Annotated in this window: 14 protein-coding genes, 1 tRNA gene, 1 rRNA gene and 1 pseudogene; 15 read left to right on the forward strand and 2 right to left on the reverse strand. The window is 44.4% G+C overall.

What is annotated here, in order from left to right; genetic code table 11:
• The 5 genes from argB to GKZ87_10110 all read left to right on the forward strand — a co-directional run bounded on the left by argB (window position 1) and on the right by GKZ87_10110 (window position 4,247).
• Entirely contained in the window at window positions 1-873 is an 873-nt protein-coding gene (argB, locus tag GKZ87_10090; GenBank protein QSI25799.1) for an acetylglutamate kinase, read from the forward strand.
• A gap of 4 nt (window positions 874-877) precedes the next feature.
• The gene (locus GKZ87_10095; GenBank protein QSI25800.1) at window positions 878-2,047 is read left to right on the forward strand and encodes an acetylornithine/succinylornithine family transaminase; all 1,170 of its coding nucleotides are present in this window, start codon (window positions 878-880) and stop codon (window positions 2,045-2,047) included.
• An 11-nt stretch (window positions 2,048-2,058) separates the two neighbouring features.
• Window positions 2,059-2,967 (forward strand): ornithine carbamoyltransferase, encoded by a 909-nt coding sequence (gene argF / locus GKZ87_10100; GenBank protein ID QSI25801.1) that lies wholly within the window; start codon window positions 2,059-2,061, stop codon window positions 2,965-2,967.
• A 127-nt stretch (window positions 2,968-3,094) separates the two neighbouring features.
• Window positions 3,095-3,712, forward strand: coding sequence for a transporter accessory protein (locus tag GKZ87_10105; GenBank protein QSI25802.1), 618 nt, complete (start codon window positions 3,095-3,097; stop codon window positions 3,710-3,712).
• 13 nt (window positions 3,713-3,725) lie between these two features.
• Entirely contained in the window at window positions 3,726-4,247 is a 522-nt protein-coding gene (locus GKZ87_10110) for an ECF transporter S component (protein QSI25803.1), read from the forward strand.
• Window positions 4,248-4,542: 295 nt separating this feature from the next.
• On the opposite strand, the gene GKZ87_10115 is transcribed toward GKZ87_10110, so the two are convergent.
• Window positions 4,543-5,133: a xanthine phosphoribosyltransferase gene (locus tag GKZ87_10115; protein QSI25804.1), complete on the reverse strand. Its 591-nt coding sequence runs from the start codon at window positions 5,131-5,133 to the stop codon at window positions 4,543-4,545.
• 223 nt (window positions 5,134-5,356) lie between these two features.
• Between GKZ87_10115 and GKZ87_10120 the strand changes: the two genes are divergently transcribed.
• From GKZ87_10120 to GKZ87_10140, 5 genes are all read left to right on the forward strand, one after another.
• Window positions 5,357-6,241: an EamA family transporter gene (locus GKZ87_10120; protein ID QSI25805.1), complete on the forward strand. Its 885-nt coding sequence runs from the start codon at window positions 5,357-5,359 to the stop codon at window positions 6,239-6,241.
• A gap of 133 nt (window positions 6,242-6,374) precedes the next feature.
• On the forward strand, window positions 6,375-7,823 hold the full coding sequence (locus GKZ87_10125; GenBank protein ID QSI25806.1) for a 4Fe-4S dicluster domain-containing protein: 1,449 nt from the start codon (window positions 6,375-6,377) through the stop codon (window positions 7,821-7,823).
• A 232-nt stretch (window positions 7,824-8,055) separates the two neighbouring features.
• Window positions 8,056-8,391 (forward strand): hypothetical protein, encoded by a 336-nt coding sequence (locus GKZ87_10130; GenBank protein ID QSI25807.1) that lies wholly within the window; start codon window positions 8,056-8,058, stop codon window positions 8,389-8,391.
• A 65-nt stretch (window positions 8,392-8,456) separates the two neighbouring features.
• Complete coding sequence (locus tag GKZ87_10135) at window positions 8,457-8,672, forward strand: LPXTG cell wall anchor domain-containing protein (GenBank protein QSI25808.1); 216 nt, start codon at window positions 8,457-8,459, stop codon at window positions 8,670-8,672.
• Window positions 8,673-8,818: 146 nt separating this feature from the next.
• Window positions 8,819-9,526: a penicillin-binding protein gene (locus GKZ87_10140; protein ID QSI25809.1), complete on the forward strand. Its 708-nt coding sequence runs from the start codon at window positions 8,819-8,821 to the stop codon at window positions 9,524-9,526.
• Window positions 9,527-10,138: 612 nt separating this feature from the next.
• Here the strand turns inward: GKZ87_10140 and GKZ87_10145 are convergent.
• Window positions 10,139-10,225: transfer RNA gene (locus GKZ87_10145), tRNA-Leu, on the reverse strand.
• A 310-nt stretch (window positions 10,226-10,535) separates the two neighbouring features.
• Between GKZ87_10145 and GKZ87_10150 the strand changes: the two genes are divergently transcribed.
• From GKZ87_10150 to GKZ87_10170, 5 genes and pseudogenes are all read left to right on the forward strand, one after another.
• On the forward strand, window positions 10,536-11,669 hold the full coding sequence (locus GKZ87_10150; protein QSI25810.1) for a betaine/proline/choline family ABC transporter ATP-binding protein: 1,134 nt from the start codon (window positions 10,536-10,538) through the stop codon (window positions 11,667-11,669).
• Window positions 11,666-13,237 (forward strand): ABC transporter permease subunit, encoded by a 1,572-nt coding sequence (locus GKZ87_10155; GenBank protein QSI25811.1) that lies wholly within the window; start codon window positions 11,666-11,668, stop codon window positions 13,235-13,237. Before GKZ87_10150 ends, GKZ87_10155 begins: the two co-directional genes overlap by 4 nt.
• A gap of 371 nt (window positions 13,238-13,608) precedes the next feature.
• Entirely contained in the window at window positions 13,609-14,082 is a 474-nt protein-coding gene (locus GKZ87_10160) for a MarR family transcriptional regulator (GenBank protein QSI25812.1), read from the forward strand.
• Window positions 14,082-15,431, forward strand: a pseudogene (locus GKZ87_10165) (MATE family efflux transporter). Before GKZ87_10160 ends, GKZ87_10165 begins: the two are co-directional and overlap by 1 nt.
• 797 nt (window positions 15,432-16,228) lie before the next feature.
• Window positions 16,229-17,770: ribosomal RNA gene (locus tag GKZ87_10170) — 16S ribosomal RNA — on the forward strand.
• The last annotated feature ends 89 nt before the right edge of the window (window positions 17,771-17,859 follow it).

A 17,859-nucleotide genomic window follows, 5' to 3' on the forward strand; every position in this document is an offset into this window, starting at 1 on the left:
GTGAGTACATTGAAAATAGATGCCATACAAAAAGCAACCATACTGTCGAAAGCACTTCCGTATATCCAAAAGTACAACGGCAAAATTGTGGTTATCAAATACGGCGGAAACGCTATGAAGAACGAAACACTGAAGCAGAATGTCATGACGGATATCGTGCTTCTGTCAGAAATCGGTGTACATGTCGTCCTTGTGCATGGCGGCGGCCCGGAAATCAACGGGATGCTGGAAAAGGTCGGCAAGCAGTCACGCTTTGTAGCAGGGCTTCGCTATACAGATGAGGAAACGATGGATGTTGTACAAATGGTGCTGGCAGGAAAAACAAATAAGGATTTGGTTGCTCTGATCAATCAGAAGGGAGCCAGAGCGGTCGGCATCAGCGGTATGGATGCCAATATCATTCAGGCAAAGCAGTATACCGTGGATGAGGGAGATTTGGGCTATGTCGGTGAAATCGAGGACATTCATGAGGAGCTGATTCTCGATGTGATAGAAAAGGGATATATTCCGGTTATAGCCAGCGTCGGCTGTGATACAAACGGACATGCCTATAATATCAATGCTGATACGGCAGCCGCCAGCATTGCGGCTAAGCTGCATGCGGAAAATATGATTCTGGTTAGTGACATCCCTGGGTTGCTGCGTGATCCGAAGGATGAAAATTCACTGATTCCAAGTGTTACCCTGTCGGAAATTGAACAGCTGAAGGAAGCCGGTGTCATCGGGGGCGGTATGATTCCCAAGGTGGATTGTCTGGCAACAGCAGTACAGGGCTCGGTACAGCGTGCGGTGATTATCGACGGACGTGTACCGCATTCCATTCTCATTGAAATGTTCAGTGAAGAAGGAATCGGAACGATGGTAGAGGAGTGAAAAGATGGGTATAAAAGAAAATGATCAGCGCTATATCGCCCATACGTATGCACGCTTTGATGTTGTGCTGACGCATGGCAAGGGGTGCAGAGTATATGACGAAAAGGAAAAGGAATACCTGGATTTAACAGCAGGGATCGGGGTAAATGCCCTGGGCTTTGCGGATGAGGAATGGACAGCGGCTGTAGCACAGCAGGCCAAAACCCTTCCGCATGTATCCAATCTGTATTATTCACAGCCGGATAGTGATGTAGCAAAGCTGCTGTGTGAGCGCTGCGGCTTTTCCAATATGTTTTTTGCGAATTCCGGCGCGGAAGCCAATGAGGGTGCTATCAAGGTTGCCCGCAAGTATTCCAGTGACCGCTATGGAACAGGACGCCATGAAATTATTACACTCGTCAACTCCTTTCACGGCCGTACGATAACAGCGCTGAGCGCTACCGGACAGGATCACTTTCATCAGCACTTCGATCCGTTTACACCGGGCTTTGTCCATGTGATTGCGAATGATATCAATGACCTGATAAGCAAAATCAGTGATCGTACCTGTGCTGTTATGATGGAAATGATTCAGGGAGAGGGCGGTGTTCTTCCTCTGGAGCATGCATTTGTGAATGCGCTCGCACAGCAGTGTAAGGAAAAGGATATTTTGTTAATCGTCGATGAGGTGCAGACCGGTGTTGGACGGTGCGGAACCTTTTATGCATATGAGCAATATGGAATCCGACCGGATATCGTGACAACCGCAAAGGGTCTGGGAAACGGACTTCCCATCGGCGGTGTCCTGTTATCTGAAAAAACAGCAAATGTGTTTGGTCCGGGTGATCATGGTACGACATTCGGCGGCAATCCGATTGCCTGTGCCGGTGCACGTGTTGTGCTGAATCGGATCAATGCTCAGTTTCTTGCGGATGTAACCAAAAAGGGTGCATATGTCGAGCAGCGGCTGAACAAAATGCCGCATGTGGTACAGGTCAACGGTCTGGGACTGATGCGTGGTGTCGTCCTGGATGGACTAACGGCAAGGGATGTTGTACTTGCATGTATTGAAAAGGGTGTATTGCTTCTGACGGCAAAGGACAAGCTACGGCTGCTGCCTCCTTTGACCATAACGATGGACGAGCTGAAGGAAGCGATGGATATAATAGAGGATGTACTGACGCATATGGCGTAAGGAGGAAGGCTATGAAACATTTACTGACACTTGCAGATCTCACCAAGGAAGAGCTGTACGGTCTGCTGGATTTGGCGGACAGTCTGAAAAAGGAAGTAAAAAAGGGAGTATTCACACCTTATCTGCGCAATAAGACGCTGGGGATGATTTTTACCAAATCATCCACAAGAACCCGTGTATCCTTTGAAACCGGAATGGCACAGCTGGGCGGTACGGCGCTCTATCTGAATGCCAATGATATGCAGCTGGGGCGCGGGGAGCCAATCAAGGATACTGCCCGGGTATTATCCCGTTATCTTGACGGCATTATGATTCGTACGTACAAGCAATCGGATTTAGAGGAGCTTGCCGAGTATGGCAGCATTCCTATTATCAACGGCTTGACGGATTATGTGCATCCCTGTCAGGTGCTGGCGGATCTGCAGACGATACGCGAGCATAAGGGGACTCTGGAGGGCTTGAAGATGTGCTTCATCGGTGCCGGAAACAATATGGCCAATTCCCTGATCAACGGTGGTATTCTGGCCGGCATGGAGGTGGCATGTGCCTGTCCGCTGGAATATCTGCCGGATGCGGATATCGTGAAGCGTGCGAATGCAAGCGGGCGTTTTACACTGACACAGGATGTACTGGAGGCTGCGAAGGATGCGGATGTGCTGGTAACCGATGTATGGGCAAGCATGGGAGAGGAACAAGAAGCAGCACAGCGCAGAAAAATATTTGAGGGCATCTATCAGATCAATGATGCAGTTATGGCAGCGGCGAAAGCGGATGCTATGGTGCTGCACTGTCTGCCTGCACACAGAGAAGAGGAAATCACCGAAAAGGTGTTTGAAGCACATGCGGATGAAATTTTCGATGAAGCGGAAAACCGTCTGCATGCACAAAAGGCAGTCCTTGTGACACTGATGAAGGATTGATGAGAAAACGGATGATGAAGGATATCATCCGCTTTTTTTAGGAAGTAGCAGCCTGTATTTTCTATGGTTTTTCGTGTGTAATACAGGGAATTATGATATAATCAACACAGACAAATGAGGTGAACATATGAAAAAAATCGTTCTGCTGCTGATGGTTAGCCTGCTCTGCGCCTGCAGTGCAAATACAAAAAAAGAGCAAACAAAAACAAACACAAAGGATTCCTACTGTACGGATGAGTCAGATAAAAGCAGTGCCTGCGGCATTGATGAAAGTGCAGATATGAGTGGCTATCAGGATTTCAAGGATACCAAAAATCAGTTTGTGGAATCCGATATGAAGGAGGCGCTTTCCGTATTCCAGAAAAAGGAAAGTGCAATTCTGTATTTCGGCTATCCAGGCTGTCCATGGTGTGTGGAAGCATTGCCCATCATGAATGAGGTCGCAAAGGCAGATAAGCAGCATATCTTATACATACAAACAAGAGATGACAAAAAGGAGCTGCTGTATACACAGGATCAGAAAAAAGAAATGATTTCCTATACGAAGCAGTTTATGGAAAAGGACGATGAAGGGGAGTATCAGTTATATGTACCCTTTGTTGTTGTAGTAAAGGATGGGAAAGCTGTATCCGGACATATCGGGACAGTGGATGGTCATGATGCACATGAGCGCAGCATGACGGATAAGGAAAAACAGGAGCTGAAAAAGCTGTATGAGGATATGTTTTCCGCAGTAAGTAAATAGGGAGGTACGCTGTATGAGTAATCAGGTTAAACGGCTGACACTGTCGGCCTTCTTTCTGGCATTGGGACTGGTTCTGCCCTTTGCTTTTCATTCCTTTGGGCCGCAGGCAGGAGCTGTATTTCTGCCGATGCATATTCCTGTGCTGCTGTGCGGGTTTGTCTGTGGGCCGGCCTACGGAGCGCTGGTAGGTGTCGTAACACCGCTACTTTCCAGTGCATTGACCGGTATGCCGCCATTGATGCCGACAGGGATTGCCATGTGTCTGGAGCTGGCAGCCTATGGCTTGTTAAGCGGATTCATGACAAAAAAGCTACCGCTGTATCCTTCTTTAATTATCACCATGCTTGCCGGAAGAGCAGTCAGCGGACTGGCAAATCTGGTGCTGCTGAGTATGGCGGGGAAGGCCTATACACTGCATATTTTTCTGACCGCAGCTTTCATAACTGCGATACCGGGCATTTTACTGCAGCTGGTAATCGTACCGCTGCTGGTAAGCGTTGTAAAAAAGGTAGAGGTCAGAAAAGCGGAGGATTGATGTACGCAAGGTTCCTGCAGCTTTATCGTTGGCGGTTCTGCATAAAAAGAGCAGGGTAACCGGTGATGTGTGGAAAGCGTATGCAAGTGAATCTGAAGCTGCCTTTTAGTAAGGTAAGAAGCTATCATATAACTGCACCTTAGGCTGTATATCAGACCTTATGGAGGTAAGTGATTCATCGGATTCCAAAGGCTTCAGTTCGTATGGTACGGATCACGATATTCAAATAATCCATATACTAAAAGCAATGAAAAAAGCCGAACAGCTGATGTGTCCGGCTTTTATAATATTCTGCTTATACTGTTTGATATTCCTCACTGACAAAGGTGATTCTTCCCTGTGATAGAGAAGCGATGCGAGCCTGTGAATATACAGGATATCCCAGTGCCTCCACCTTGGAGCGACCCGGCTGAAAGGCTTTTTCAATAACGATACCGATTCCCTCAATGATTGCTCCGGCCTGCTTTAAAATCTCAATGCCGCCAAGACATGCCTCTCCGTTTGCCATAAAGTCATCCAGAAATAAAACATGATCCTCGGCAGAAAGATATTTTTTACTGCAAATGATATCGTAATCCTTGTTCTTTGTAAAGGAATGAATCTGACACGTATACAAATCATCCTTCATGATGCGTGAGGTATCCTTCTTAAAGTATACAACAGGAACCTGAAGCAGATAGCCCAGCATGACTGCCGGTGCAATCCCACTTGTTTCTATCGTTGCTATCTTTGTGATATGCTTATCCTTGAAATGCTCCTGAAAATCCTTCGCAAGCTCCATCATCAGCTGAGCATCAATTTGATGATTTAAGAAGGCATCGACCTTTAAAACGTCCTCATTCAAAGCATTGCCGTATTTTTCTATATATTCTTCCAGTAATCTCATACAAACGCTTCCTCTCTCCCTATGTACTAAACTGTATAAAAAAACGAGATTGATACTCATGGGTATAATTATAATATGCACAAAGGGAAATAGCAATCCTTTTTTAATTACATAAGAACGGAGTACCGGAAGCAAAGATTCTGGAAAAAGCAGCCAGTTTCCATGCGGGAATACTTGCGGCTGAAGAATGCCTGTGGTATGATGTTGAACAATGAGGTGAATTATGAAAAAAATATACGCAAATATGATACTGGTGATTGTTACCGTTGTCTGGGGAGGCGGCTTTATTGCCACGGACGGGGCTTTGGACGCGCTCTCTCCGTTTTATATCATGATGATACGTTTTGTGGGGGCTGCTGTTTTTCCATTGCTGATTTGCTGGAAAAAGCTGCGCAATCTGGATCGGACAACCATAGGTCATGGCATTATAACCGGGATTTTTCTGTTTCTGGCCTTTGCCTTTCAAACCTTTGGGTTGAAGTACTCCACCCCGAGCAAAAATGCCTTTCTAACAGCGACAAATGTGGTCTTTGTGCCATATCTGCTCTGGCTGTTTCTGCACCGGCGTCCATCCCGAAAAGAGCTGATTGCCTCTTTGCTGTGCATAGCAGGCATTGCGCTGCTGACACTGAAAAAGGATGCCCTTATGCTGGGAATCGGTGATATACTCTCACTTATATGCGCTTTGTTTTTTGCCTTGCACATCATTGCGCTGGAACGCTACTCCGCCCATGTGGACACAGTATGTATGACTGCTTTGCAAATGCTGACAGCAGGGGTGATATCCACCATCTGTGCGCTGACCATGGAACAGCCGCCTGTCTCTTTTGACTGGCATGCTGCTGGGAATGTAGCATATCTGATTTTTGTATCCACGCTCCTCGCTTATCTCTTGCAGACCTTTGCACAGAAGTACACAACAGCCAACAGTGCATCCTTGATTCTGTCTATGGAGGCTCTGTTTGCATCCATTTTCTCGTTTCTGCTGCTCGGTGAGGTGATGAGTCTGCCGATGATTATCGGTGCCTGTCTGATTTTTTCCTCCATTCTTTATATTGAATACAAGCCAAAGCGCAGAAAAAAAGAGGAAGGACCAAAAACCTGCTGAAAAAAAATATAAATACATAAAAAGCTGTAAATTTTCTATTTACCGCTTTTTTTCTGCCTATGCTTTGTGATATAATTAACATGTTAAAAAAAGCACAAGTTAGGAAAGCTGCTTTTGTATAGAGGAGGATATTATGTCATTATTTGATCACGAAGCCAGACAGTTTAAATTCGACGTATTGAGAGAGGTTAGTAAACGTGCGTTTGATGGAAGACTGAACGATGACGTCTGTGATGAGGTAGCGAATCTGTTGATTCCGGGGAAACATGCAGAATTTCGCTGCTGTATTTATAAGGAAAAGGAAATTATTCGGCAGAGAACCAGAATGGCGCTGGGAAAACCACCGGTACCGGTAGAGAACGATAACAAGCGACAGATCGTCCGTGTGATCGAAGCGGCCTGTGACGGCTGCAGCATTCATAAGATCCAGGTCACGGATAACTGCCGGAAATGTATGGCGAAGGCGTGTCTTTCCGCCTGTAAATTTGATGCAATCCACATGGGAGAGGATCATGCCTTCATCGATTATGATAAATGTAAGGAATGCGGTGCCTGTAAAAATGCATGTCCGTTCAATGCTATTGTTGAAACACAGCGTCCTTGTATGAAAAGCTGTCCGGTGGACGCAATTCGTATGGGAGAGGACGGTCTTGCGAAAATAGACGAAGCGAAATGCATTAACTGCGGTGCCTGTCAGGCAAAATGTCCGTTTGGGGCGATTGAGGATATGTCCTGGATGCTGGATGTCATTGAATTACTGAAAAGCGGTGAAGAGGTATATGCTGTATTTGCCCCTGCGATTCAGGGACAGTTTGACAGTGCGACGCTGCCACAGATCATGCAGGCAATGCGTGAGCTTGGTTTTCATGAGGTATATGAAGCGGCAATCGGAGCAGATGCTGTTGCATGGTATGAAAAAGAAGATGCGAAAAAGCATAAGGCAGAGGGTCAAAAAATCACCACCTCCTGCTGTCCGGCATTTGTCAACATGGCAAAGCAGCACTTCCCGACAGTTTATGAAAGCAGTGTATCCCATATGGTCAGCCCGATGGTTGCGACAACACGTTATCTGAAAAAGCATCATCCGGGATGCAAGGTGGTATTCGTCGGCCCATGTGTTGCGAAAAAGCAGGAGGTGCAGGATAGTGAAGTTGATTTCTGCATCACGTTTGAGGAGCTTGGGGCAATGTTTGTATCTAAGCATATCTCTCCGGAGGATGTAGTCGCAAAGGATGAGGACACTGCATCTGCATACGGACGCTTCTTCTCTGTGGGCGGCGGTGTTTCCAAGGCTGTGGCAGTTGCACTGCAGGAAAATAACGATGAAGCTGTGACAGCGGAATATGCGGATGGAAGTGATGCATGCAAGAAGGCATTGCTGATGATGAAGGTAAATCGTTTCCAGGCGGATATTTTGGAAGGTATGGCGTGTCAGGGGGGCTGTATCTGCGGTCCGGCTACCATTGAAAATATGCCAAAGGCAAAAGCACGCATGACAAAGGAAAATATGGCAATCAAGGATAAGACGATTGCGTCAACGCTGGAGAAATATGATTTCTCTGATATTGATCTTCACAGATAAATAAAATTACGGAAGCAATACGGTTCTCTAAAACAGTGGTACTTCTATCGCTGACAAAGAGAACCGTATTTTTATATCGGAAAATCACAACGCACAGCAAGGTGATGGAAAAGGATATCATAATACAGAATAGTGCTATCCCGGCTGTTTTTTGTCATAAAGGAAGAACGTTTTACAAAATTCTACAAATCTCATACCATATACAGCTGTATAATTCAGGCAGGTGATGGATATGAAAATGTGTTATGCACTGCAGCCGGGCTTCTATCAGACATTCAGCAAAGCAGGGGATATTACTGTCCTTTTTCATGAGATGCAGGAGCAGCAGAGAAACAAAATTCTGATCGCTATTGATGTGGCATCGCTGCAGAAAAGTGCGGAGGCTTTCTTTCAAAAGGAAATTCAGCGAAGCGGAAACTGTCTGTATTACGATCATTTTTTAAAATCCTGCATTTATGAAGTAGAGATTCAGGATGGTGTAGCATGTCTGAATGATTGTACGAATCCGTTTTATCAGCTGCTGAAAAGAAAATATCGCTGTCTTATCGTTCAAGAAGTGGATAAATAGGGCGAAAAGTATTGTAAAATCTCGTTAAAAATAGTAAAATATCCTTATTGTAAGGAGGATTACATATGGATTTTTTAAGCTCTGTGTTATTTACCCTTGTAGGATTGGCGATTGGGGGATTCCTCGGTTTCTATTTCACAAAAAAGAAATTCGAGAAAGAACTTAGAGAAAACCCGCCTATCAACGAGAAAATGATTCGTGCGATGTTTTTACAAATGGGAAGAAAACCATCTGAGGCTCAGATTAAACAGATAATGAAGTCAGTGAACGCAAACAGATAATACACGGTGATGGCCGTGTTTTATTTTATCTAAATCTATCCTTTGTAGAAATATTTTACAGCTTTCTTTATTCTGACAATTTCCTAACGAATGTGTAAGTTAAGTGTACAACGAAATAAGTATGTTATAATAACAGTGGTGATAAAGTGAAGATTATAAGAAAGCTGTTCCTGATTTTCCTGCTGATCATTGTAATCCTTCTTACGCTTTTTATAGGACTCGGCTTTGTGAATTATGTCAAGGCGACCAATGATGTCAGCATACAGGAAAAGGTAAAAGAAATAAAGAGCAGGGATTCCTACGTATCCTATGATGAAATCAATGAGAATCTGTTAAAGGCAACGGTTGCGATAGAGGATCGGCGTTTTTATGAGCATCATGGTGTGGAATATCGTTCCATGGCAAGAGCCCTCTATCAGAATGTGGTTGCACGGGAAATCCGCGGTGGAGGCAGTACGATTACGCAGCAGCTGGCAAAGAATATGTACTATACCTATCAGCCCTCCTATCTACGCAAGGTCAGTGAGATTTTCACGGCGTATGATTTGGAAAAGGAGCTGAGCAAAAAGGAAATACTGGAGCTGTATGTGAATGTGATCAACTATGGGGACAATCATATCGGCATCCGGGAAGCTAGTGAAGGCTATTTCCATAAGAAACCAAAGGATTTGACACTGGATGAAGCAACCTTACTTGCGGGACTTCCGCAATCTCCTGCCAATTATCAGCTAAGCAATCATGAGGATGTGGCAAGAAGACGGCAGATTCAGGTGTTGAATGCAATGGTTCGAGAGTCAATGATCAACGAGGATGAAAAAATGGCAGTGATAAAGCAGGCAGAGTCTGACAGATAAGGATACTCCAGCAGGATGAAATAAACGTATGATGATTGATAACACATTGCTCCTTTATCCAGAAAAGAAAAATGGAGAATGCCTGCATAAATTTTCTGTGAACAGATGGAATGGAATATCATGAACGCTAAAAGAATCAGGAGCAGGGATAAAGCTTTTACTTTTCATATCATATAAGCAGAAAGAAAATCAACCTGCTTACAAATAAACATGAAAGCAATCACATGTAAGAAAAGGTATTTCTCTAGGAATGCCTATGACCTATTGTTATCCTCTATACACAACGCCAGGAAGTGTTGATTCCTGGCGTTCTTCTTTTGATAAAATATAATGGGAATGACGACTATAAAAAAATGATGTCATTGTCCTCATGCTTTGATGATTGAATGCTTGTAGCAGCAAGTTATAATCGTAATAACAGTTTCTTGCATGAGTAGCAGGAAACAGGCAGAGTGCAGATTTCCGTATGAAAGTAGATTGCCGCATTTTAAGTCTAGGAATAAAAGCATAGGATTACTGCAAATCAGCTCTTTTATGAAGGAAAGAGTACAATATGGAAAAGCATCATATATAGAAAAAAAGCAGATACCTTGTATCTGCCATCTTTTTTTCTGGTGCCCGAGGCCGGACTCGAACCGGCATGGTATTGCTACCGACGGATTTTGAGTCCGTTGCGTCTACCAGTTTCACCACTCGGGCGATTGCTTAATTATTATAGCTTATTTTTTTATGCTTTGCAATCTTTTTTTTATGAAAATGCATAGAATAAGAACGAAATCCTTCAAGGATGTAAGAAAAAGTGGTGAACTGAAAAAGAATGAAAAAAGCCACATCGTTTGTCAGCGATTTTACATTTCTTTCAAACTGTGTTATACTTATAACTACACATGGTGATAAGGATGGGATTCGTTTATGGCAGGGCTATGACAAAACGATATTTCCTGTTTAAGTCGCCGGTTTGCTGTCGACAGACAGTTTTTTCTGTTGAGAAAAGAGAGGAGGAATATGAATGTTGGAATTTCAGCATGTTTCCAAAACTTTTAAAAGTCAAGAGGTGCTTCATGATATTAGCATGGAGATTCACGATGGAGAATTTGTTGTACTGATCGGCCCCAGTGGCTGTGGGAAAACGACAACTCTGAAAATGATCAATCGTCTGATTTCACCTACAGGTGGTCAGATACTTTTAAATGGAAAGGATATACGCAGTGAGGATGTGATACGCCTGAGAAGAAATATGGGCTATGTCATACAGCAGACAGGGCTGTTCCCTCATATGAATATCGAGGATAATATGGAGGTGATTGCCAGACTGGAGCATGTGGAGCCGGCACAGCGAAAGGCAAGAACCAGAGAGCTGATGGAAATGGTCGGTTTGGACTATGATGAATTTTCTCACCGCTATCCACAGGAGCTCAGTGGGGGACAGCAGCAAAGAATCGGTGTTGCCAGAGCCTTTGCCCTGAATCCTGATATTATTCTCATGGATGAACCCTTTTCAGCACTTGATCCGATTACGCGTTCTTCTTTGCAGGATCAGCTTCTGCAAATCCAGGAGAATGTCAGAAAAACCATTGTCTTTGTAACGCATGATATGGACGAGGCGATCAAAATTGCAGACCGTATCTGTATTATGCATGACGGTCATATTGTACAATTTGATACACCGGAGGAAATATTGAAGCATCCGGTAAATGAATTTGTCAGCAATTTTGTCGGTAAAAACCGTATATGGGACTCCCCGGAGCTGATTCGTGCCAGTGATATTATGATACGGCATGTCATTACAACATATCCCGGCGTCTCTTTGGTGCGTGCATATGAATATATGCGCTACAACAAGGTAGATACGCTTATGGTGGTTGATCACAGGCATTCCCTGCAGGGGATGATTACAGCCAGCATGATCCGGCGGCAGCCTCGGGATAACCATCTGCTCGTCAAAGATATCATGATTGAGCCCGCATACTGTGCAAAGGAGGAGGACAATCTTGTGGATGTCATGCAGAAAACAAAACAGCATGATTTCTATAATGTGCCTGTTCTGGATGAGCAGGGAACACTATGCGGTCTTATTACACGAAGCTCGCTGGTAACGACCTTCTCCAAGCAGTTCGATCTGGAAGAAGGTGAACAGGCATGAGTGAATTTCTGGAATATGTACAGTCTATTCAGGGGCAGATACTGTCTCTAAGCTGGGAGCATGTAGAGCTTACCTTGTTTTCTGTTATCCTTGCAATCGCAATCGGTGTTCCTCTTGGAATCCTGATATCCTATATGAAAAAACTGACAAAGCCTGTCCTGGGCATAGCAAATATCGTACAGGCAATTCCAAGCCTTGCTTTGCTTGGGTTTGCTATTCCGTTTTTAGGCATTGGATCAAAACCGGCAATTTTTATGGTAATCCTGTACTCACTGCTGCCGATTATCAAAAACACGTATACCGGAATCCAGAGCATACCGGAGCAGACTCTGGAAGCCGCAAAGGGAATCGGCATGACCAAAGCACAGATCCTGTTAAAGGTGCAAATCCCTATGGCTCTGCCTATTATTATGGCAGGCGTGCGGATTTCTGCTGTTACAGCCGTGGGACTTATGACGATTGCCGCCTTCATCGGTGCAGGCGGTTTGGGCTATCTGGTATATTCCGGTATCCGAACCTCCAATACCATGCAGATTCTTGCCGGAGCGATTCCTGCCTGTATCCTTGCGCTCGTTATTGATGCCTTTATGGGCATATTGGAACGTGTAGTTGTACCTGAGGGACTTACGATTGGCAATTCTCAGAGTACGCGTCCCGTCAAGAAATCAACCAAAATCATTGTATCTATCCTTTGTGCCTGCCTGCTTCTGGCATCCATCGGTAGTAGACTCATGGCGGGCAGCAATAAGGAAGCTCTGCATATCGGCAGCTCGGATATGAGTGAACAGCTGATTTTGGGAAATATGTATGCAGATATGATTGAGGCAAAAACCGACTACAAGGTGCAACGGGATCTTTCTTTAGGCGGTGTGCAAATTTGCTTCAGTGCCCTGCAGAGTGGACAGATCGATATGTATGTCGATTATACCGGTACGCTGTATGGAGATATTTTGAAAATGGAATCCAACAGTGATGCAAAGGAGGTGTATCAGGTAGCAAAGGAGAAAATCAAAGAGAAGTATAATCTCACACTGCTTGATCAGACTCCGTTTAATGATACGTATACATTTACCGTGCGTAAGGATACTGCGAAGAAATACAACTTAAAAACTGTTAGTGATCTGGAAAAGGTATCCGACCGCCTGGTTATCACACCGACACTGGCGTTTAATAACCGCAAGGAGGCATTGCCCGGCATTAAAAGCAAATATCCAAATATGAGGTTTAAGGATAATATCGCTATGGATGGAGCAACTCGTTATGTTGCTTTAGCAAACAAGGAAAGTGATGTCATTGATGCATATTCCACAGATGGCTTGATTTCCTATTACGATCTGGTTGTGCTGGAGGATGATAAGCAGTATTTCCTTCCATATTACGGGGTACCGATGGTGAGTGAGCATTTGTTGGAGGAATATCCGGATGCCATTCCTGTTATCAATGAACTCAGTACACATCTCAGCAGTGAAGGGATGCGTAAGCTGAATTATGAGGTGGATGTAAAGAAGCGTGAGCCTGCTGAGGTTGCACATGAATTTCTAGTGCAGGAAGGGCTTCTTCAAGCATAATAGACGCATGCTGTTATAAAAAAGTAAATAATATTCATGAGGAATCCTGTGTGTTTATAATACCGGGATTCTTTTTTATCCAGTGTGTTTAGCTGCCCTATATCGTCTAAGCTGTAGCTACCTGCTATTTCATTCAAAATTTGCATTTAGTCTGCGTTTCCATAATAGATTCCGATCAACCTTATCTTTTTATGTAATATACACAGAGCTTGAAGCAGCATGTTTTATGAGCCCTTTAAGGGCAGGTGGGACACTTTAGATCAAGGGAAAATAAAGGGCAGCATAGGACATAAGGGCCACTTCATATTGCAAGTTCTGAAATACGTGCTATACTATAATTGTTTACAAGTAAATTAAAGGAGTGATATAAGATGCTTGATCATGCAAATCTGGAAACGCTGGTAAAGCGCTGTGCCGCCTTTCGTAAGGTATATGCACGAATTAGTGCACCTGATTTGAAACGGTATCAGCTATCTCCCAGCGAGGTGGATATTCTGATTTTTCTATCAAATAACCGGACAATCAATACAGCGAAGGAGCTGAGTGCTTTTCTCGGGATATCCAAAGGACTGGTAGCCCGCGGCATTGAGGCTTTGTTAATGAAGCAATATCTATATATAGAAATAGATAACGAAGATCATCGCATACAACATCTGTATCTTACAGAGGAAGTACAAGAGATTATCAGCGTATTACTGGAAAAACGAAAAGAGGTTGAGCAATACATATTAAATGGGATTCCGCAGGAGCATTTGGATATCGTGGTTCAGACGTTTGACCGTATCAATGAGAATGTTGAACAAATCAGTAATACAAAGGAACATGTAGAGGAGAGAAACAGGTAATGAAAATGTCAAATGAAGTAGATTTAGGCAGGGAACGGATTGGTAAATTGTTCTTTATGCTGGCAGTACCGGCTATTCTGTCTCAGCTGGTAAACGCCCTATATAATATGGTGGATCGCATGTACATCGGGCACATTCCAGAGGTTGGAGCGACAGCACTAACCGGTGTCGGCATCAGCTTTCCTATTATTATGATCATATCCGCCTTTGCGGCATTGGTGGCAATGGGAGGCGCACCGCGTGCGTCTATACTGATGGGACAGCAGGATGTAAAGGGCGCAGAAAAAATTCTTGGGAATTGCTGCTGTGCTTTGCTGATTACGGCCCTTGTACTGACGGTTGTGGTTATCAGCTTTCATACACCTCTGTTGTATATGTTTGGCGCCAGTGAAAATACGATTGAATATGCACAGTCCTATATGATCATTTATGCCGCCGGAACCATTTTCGTTCAGCTGACACTAGGAATGAATGCTTTTATTTCTGCGCAGGGGTTTAGCCGGATTAGCATGCTGACTGTCGTGATTGGGGCAATTACCAATATTTTGTTGGATCCAATTTTAATCTTTGTTTTTGATATGGGTGTGCAGGGAGCAGCACTGGCAACAGTGATATCACAGGGGATTTCCTCTGTTTGGGTCATGCGGTTTCTGATGGGAAAGCAGACCCTGCTGAAGCTGCGGTTAGAAAATTTCAAATTAAAAGCAAATGTGCTGCTCCCATCCCTTGCTCTGGGAGTTGCTCCCTTCATTATGCAGTCAACAGAAAGTATCCTTGTGCTATGCTTTAATTCCTCTTTACTGCAGTATGGTGGTGATCTGGCTGTCGGTGCCATGACCATTCTGTCAAGTGTGATGCAGTTTGCTATGCTGCCATTATCCGGATTTACACAAGGAGCTCAGCCGATTATCAGCTATAATTATGGCGCAAACAATGCCGGTCGTGTTAAAAAGGCGTTTCGTCTGCTGCTGATTAGCTGTCTGACGTATTCAGCAATACTCTGGCTGCTTGCCATGGTGGTGCCTGATCTGTTTGCAGCTATTTTTACCAGTGATCCTGCACTGACAGAAATTACGGTATGGGCTTTACGCATATATATGGGTGGCTGCCTGCTGTTTGGAGCACAGATTGCATGTCAACAAACCTTCATCGCGCTTGGCAACGCAAAGATTTCAGCATTTCTTGCCATGTTTCGGAAAATTATCGTGCTGATTCCGCTAATATATATTCTACCGATGTTTCTGGAGGATAAGGTCATGGCAGTTTTTCTAGCAGAACCGATTGCTGATACTCTGGCAGTTCTTACAACGGTAACTATGTTCATCCTATTCTTTAAAAAGCTGCTGCGCGGTATGCAGGACGTTGATCAGATGGCAGATTCTGCAGTTAGTCAGCGTTCACAACCGGATGTTCAGAAATCATAAATACTGGCACTCACATAGAGTGTCTTTTTCATGACAGGAATAGCTGCTGACTATGGCAGATATAATTGGCAATCGCTCTGGAGATCTTTGTTATATCCATTTGCAGCTTTTACTTCTTCTTTGACTTCTTTCTTCCTTATTTCTTATATTCTTTAATATCTTTATATAGATAATGTTTTTATATAGAGGGAATATAGAGAAAATCCTTCTATAGCGTAAAGGATATAGAACATAGAACGATATACGATAGAGTGTATTTGATAGAATGGATTCATATCATATATAAGAAAGAGGTATGTTTGCATCACGATAGTAGATAGCAATCAAGCTACAGCCATTTACATATGATGTTAAAATACGTAATTATTCATAACAAAGCCATATATATGCGATTTGACTTGTGACTATTCGGGATGAACAGCTGCAGGAATAGGCCATATAATAGTGGTTTATCTCATGCTCTGTTATTTGTCAATTCTTCACAGGATAATGAATAGTAACTATAATTCGACAAAAAAGTAAAAAAAGTTAAAAAAGCAGTTGACACAAGGAATGATTCGTTGTATTATATACGAGCGCTGATGAGAAACAGCGGCGCACGAAATAGAAATTTCGGTCTTTGAAAACTGAACAGGAAACGTCAATTATTTGAGAAAACAATATTCTCGGAATAACGATAACTAAAATGAAATTCAAACGCAAGTCATGCGTTAGAGCTAAATCAAATGGAGAGTTTGATCCTGGCTCAGGATGAACGCTGGCGGCATGCCTAATACATGCAAGTCGAACGAAGTCTCTAGGAAGCTTGCTTCCAAAGAGACTTAGTGGCGAACGGGTGAGTAACACGTAGGTAACCTGCCCATGTGTCTGGGATAACTGCTGGAAACGGTAGCTAAAACCGGATAGGTATACGGAGCGCATGCTCTGTATATTAAAGCACCCCTCAAGGTGTGAACATGGATGGACCTGCGGCGCATTAGCTAGTTGGTGAGGTAACGGCCCACCAAGGCGATGATGCGTAGCCGGCCTGAGAGGGTAAACGGCCACATTGGGACTGAGACACGGCCCAAACTCCTACGGGAGGCAGCAGTAGGGAATTTTCGTCAATGGGGGGAACCCTGAACGAGCAATGCCGCGTGAGTGAAGAAGGTCTTCGGATCGTAAAGCTCTGTTGTAAGTGAAGAACGGCTCATAGAGGAAATGCTATGGGAGTGACGGTAGCTTACCAGAAAGCCACGGCTAACTACGTGCCAGCAGCCGCGGTAATACGTAGGTGGCAAGCGTTATCCGGAATCATTGGGCGTAAAGGGTGCGTAGGTGGCGTACTAAGTCTGTAGTAAAAGGCAATGGCTCAACCATTGTAAGCTATGGAAACTGGTAGGCTAGAGTGCAGAAGAGGGCGATGGAATTCCATGTGTAGCGGTAAAATGCGTAGATATATGGAGGAACACCAGTGGCGAAGGCGGTCGCCTGGTCTGTAACTGACACTGAGGCACGAAAGCGTGGGGAGCAAATAGGATTAGATACCCTAGTAGTCCACGCCGTAAACGATGAGAACTAAGTGTTGGAGGAATTCAGTGCTGCAGTTAACGCAATAAGTTCTCCGCCTGGGGAGTATGCACGCAAGTGTGAAACTCAAAGGAATTGACGGGGGCCCGCACAAGCGGTGGAGTATGTGGTTTAATTCGAAGCAACGCGAAGAACCTTACCAGGCCTTGACATGGATGCAAAGGCTCTAGAGATAGAGAGATAAATATGGATCACACAGGTGGTGCATGGTTGTCGTCAGCTCGTGTCGTGAGATGTTGGGTTAAGTCCCGCAACGAGCGCAACCCTTGTCGCATGTTACCAGCATCAAGTTGGGGACTCATGCGAGACTGCCGGTGACAAACCGGAGGAAGGTGGGGATGACGTCAAATCATCATGCCCCTTATGGCCTGGGCTACACACGTACTACAATGGCGACCACAAAGAGCAGCGACTTGGTGACAAGAAGCGAATCTCATAAAGGTCGTCTCAGTTCGGATTGAAGTCTGCAACTCGACTTCATGAAGTCGGAATCGCTAGTAATCGCAGATCAGCATGCTGCGGTGAATACGTTCTCGGGCCTTGTACACACCGCCCGTCAAACCATGGGAGTCAGTAATACCCGAAGCCGGTGGCATAACCGTAAGGAGTGAGCCGTCGAAGGTAGGACCGATGACTGGGGTTAAGTCGTAACAAGGTATCCCTACGGGAACGTGGGGATGGATCACCTCCTTTCTAAGGAGAAAGTACAAAAGAAGTAAGATGGTTAAGGAACATTTCCTGTTCAGTTTTGGAAGGCTGAGACTTTCCAAACGAAAAAGAAGTC

Source organism: Erysipelotrichaceae bacterium 66202529, assembly GCA_017161075.1.
Classification (GTDB): Bacteria; Bacillota_I; Bacilli_A; order Erysipelotrichales; family Erysipelotrichaceae; genus Clostridium_AQ.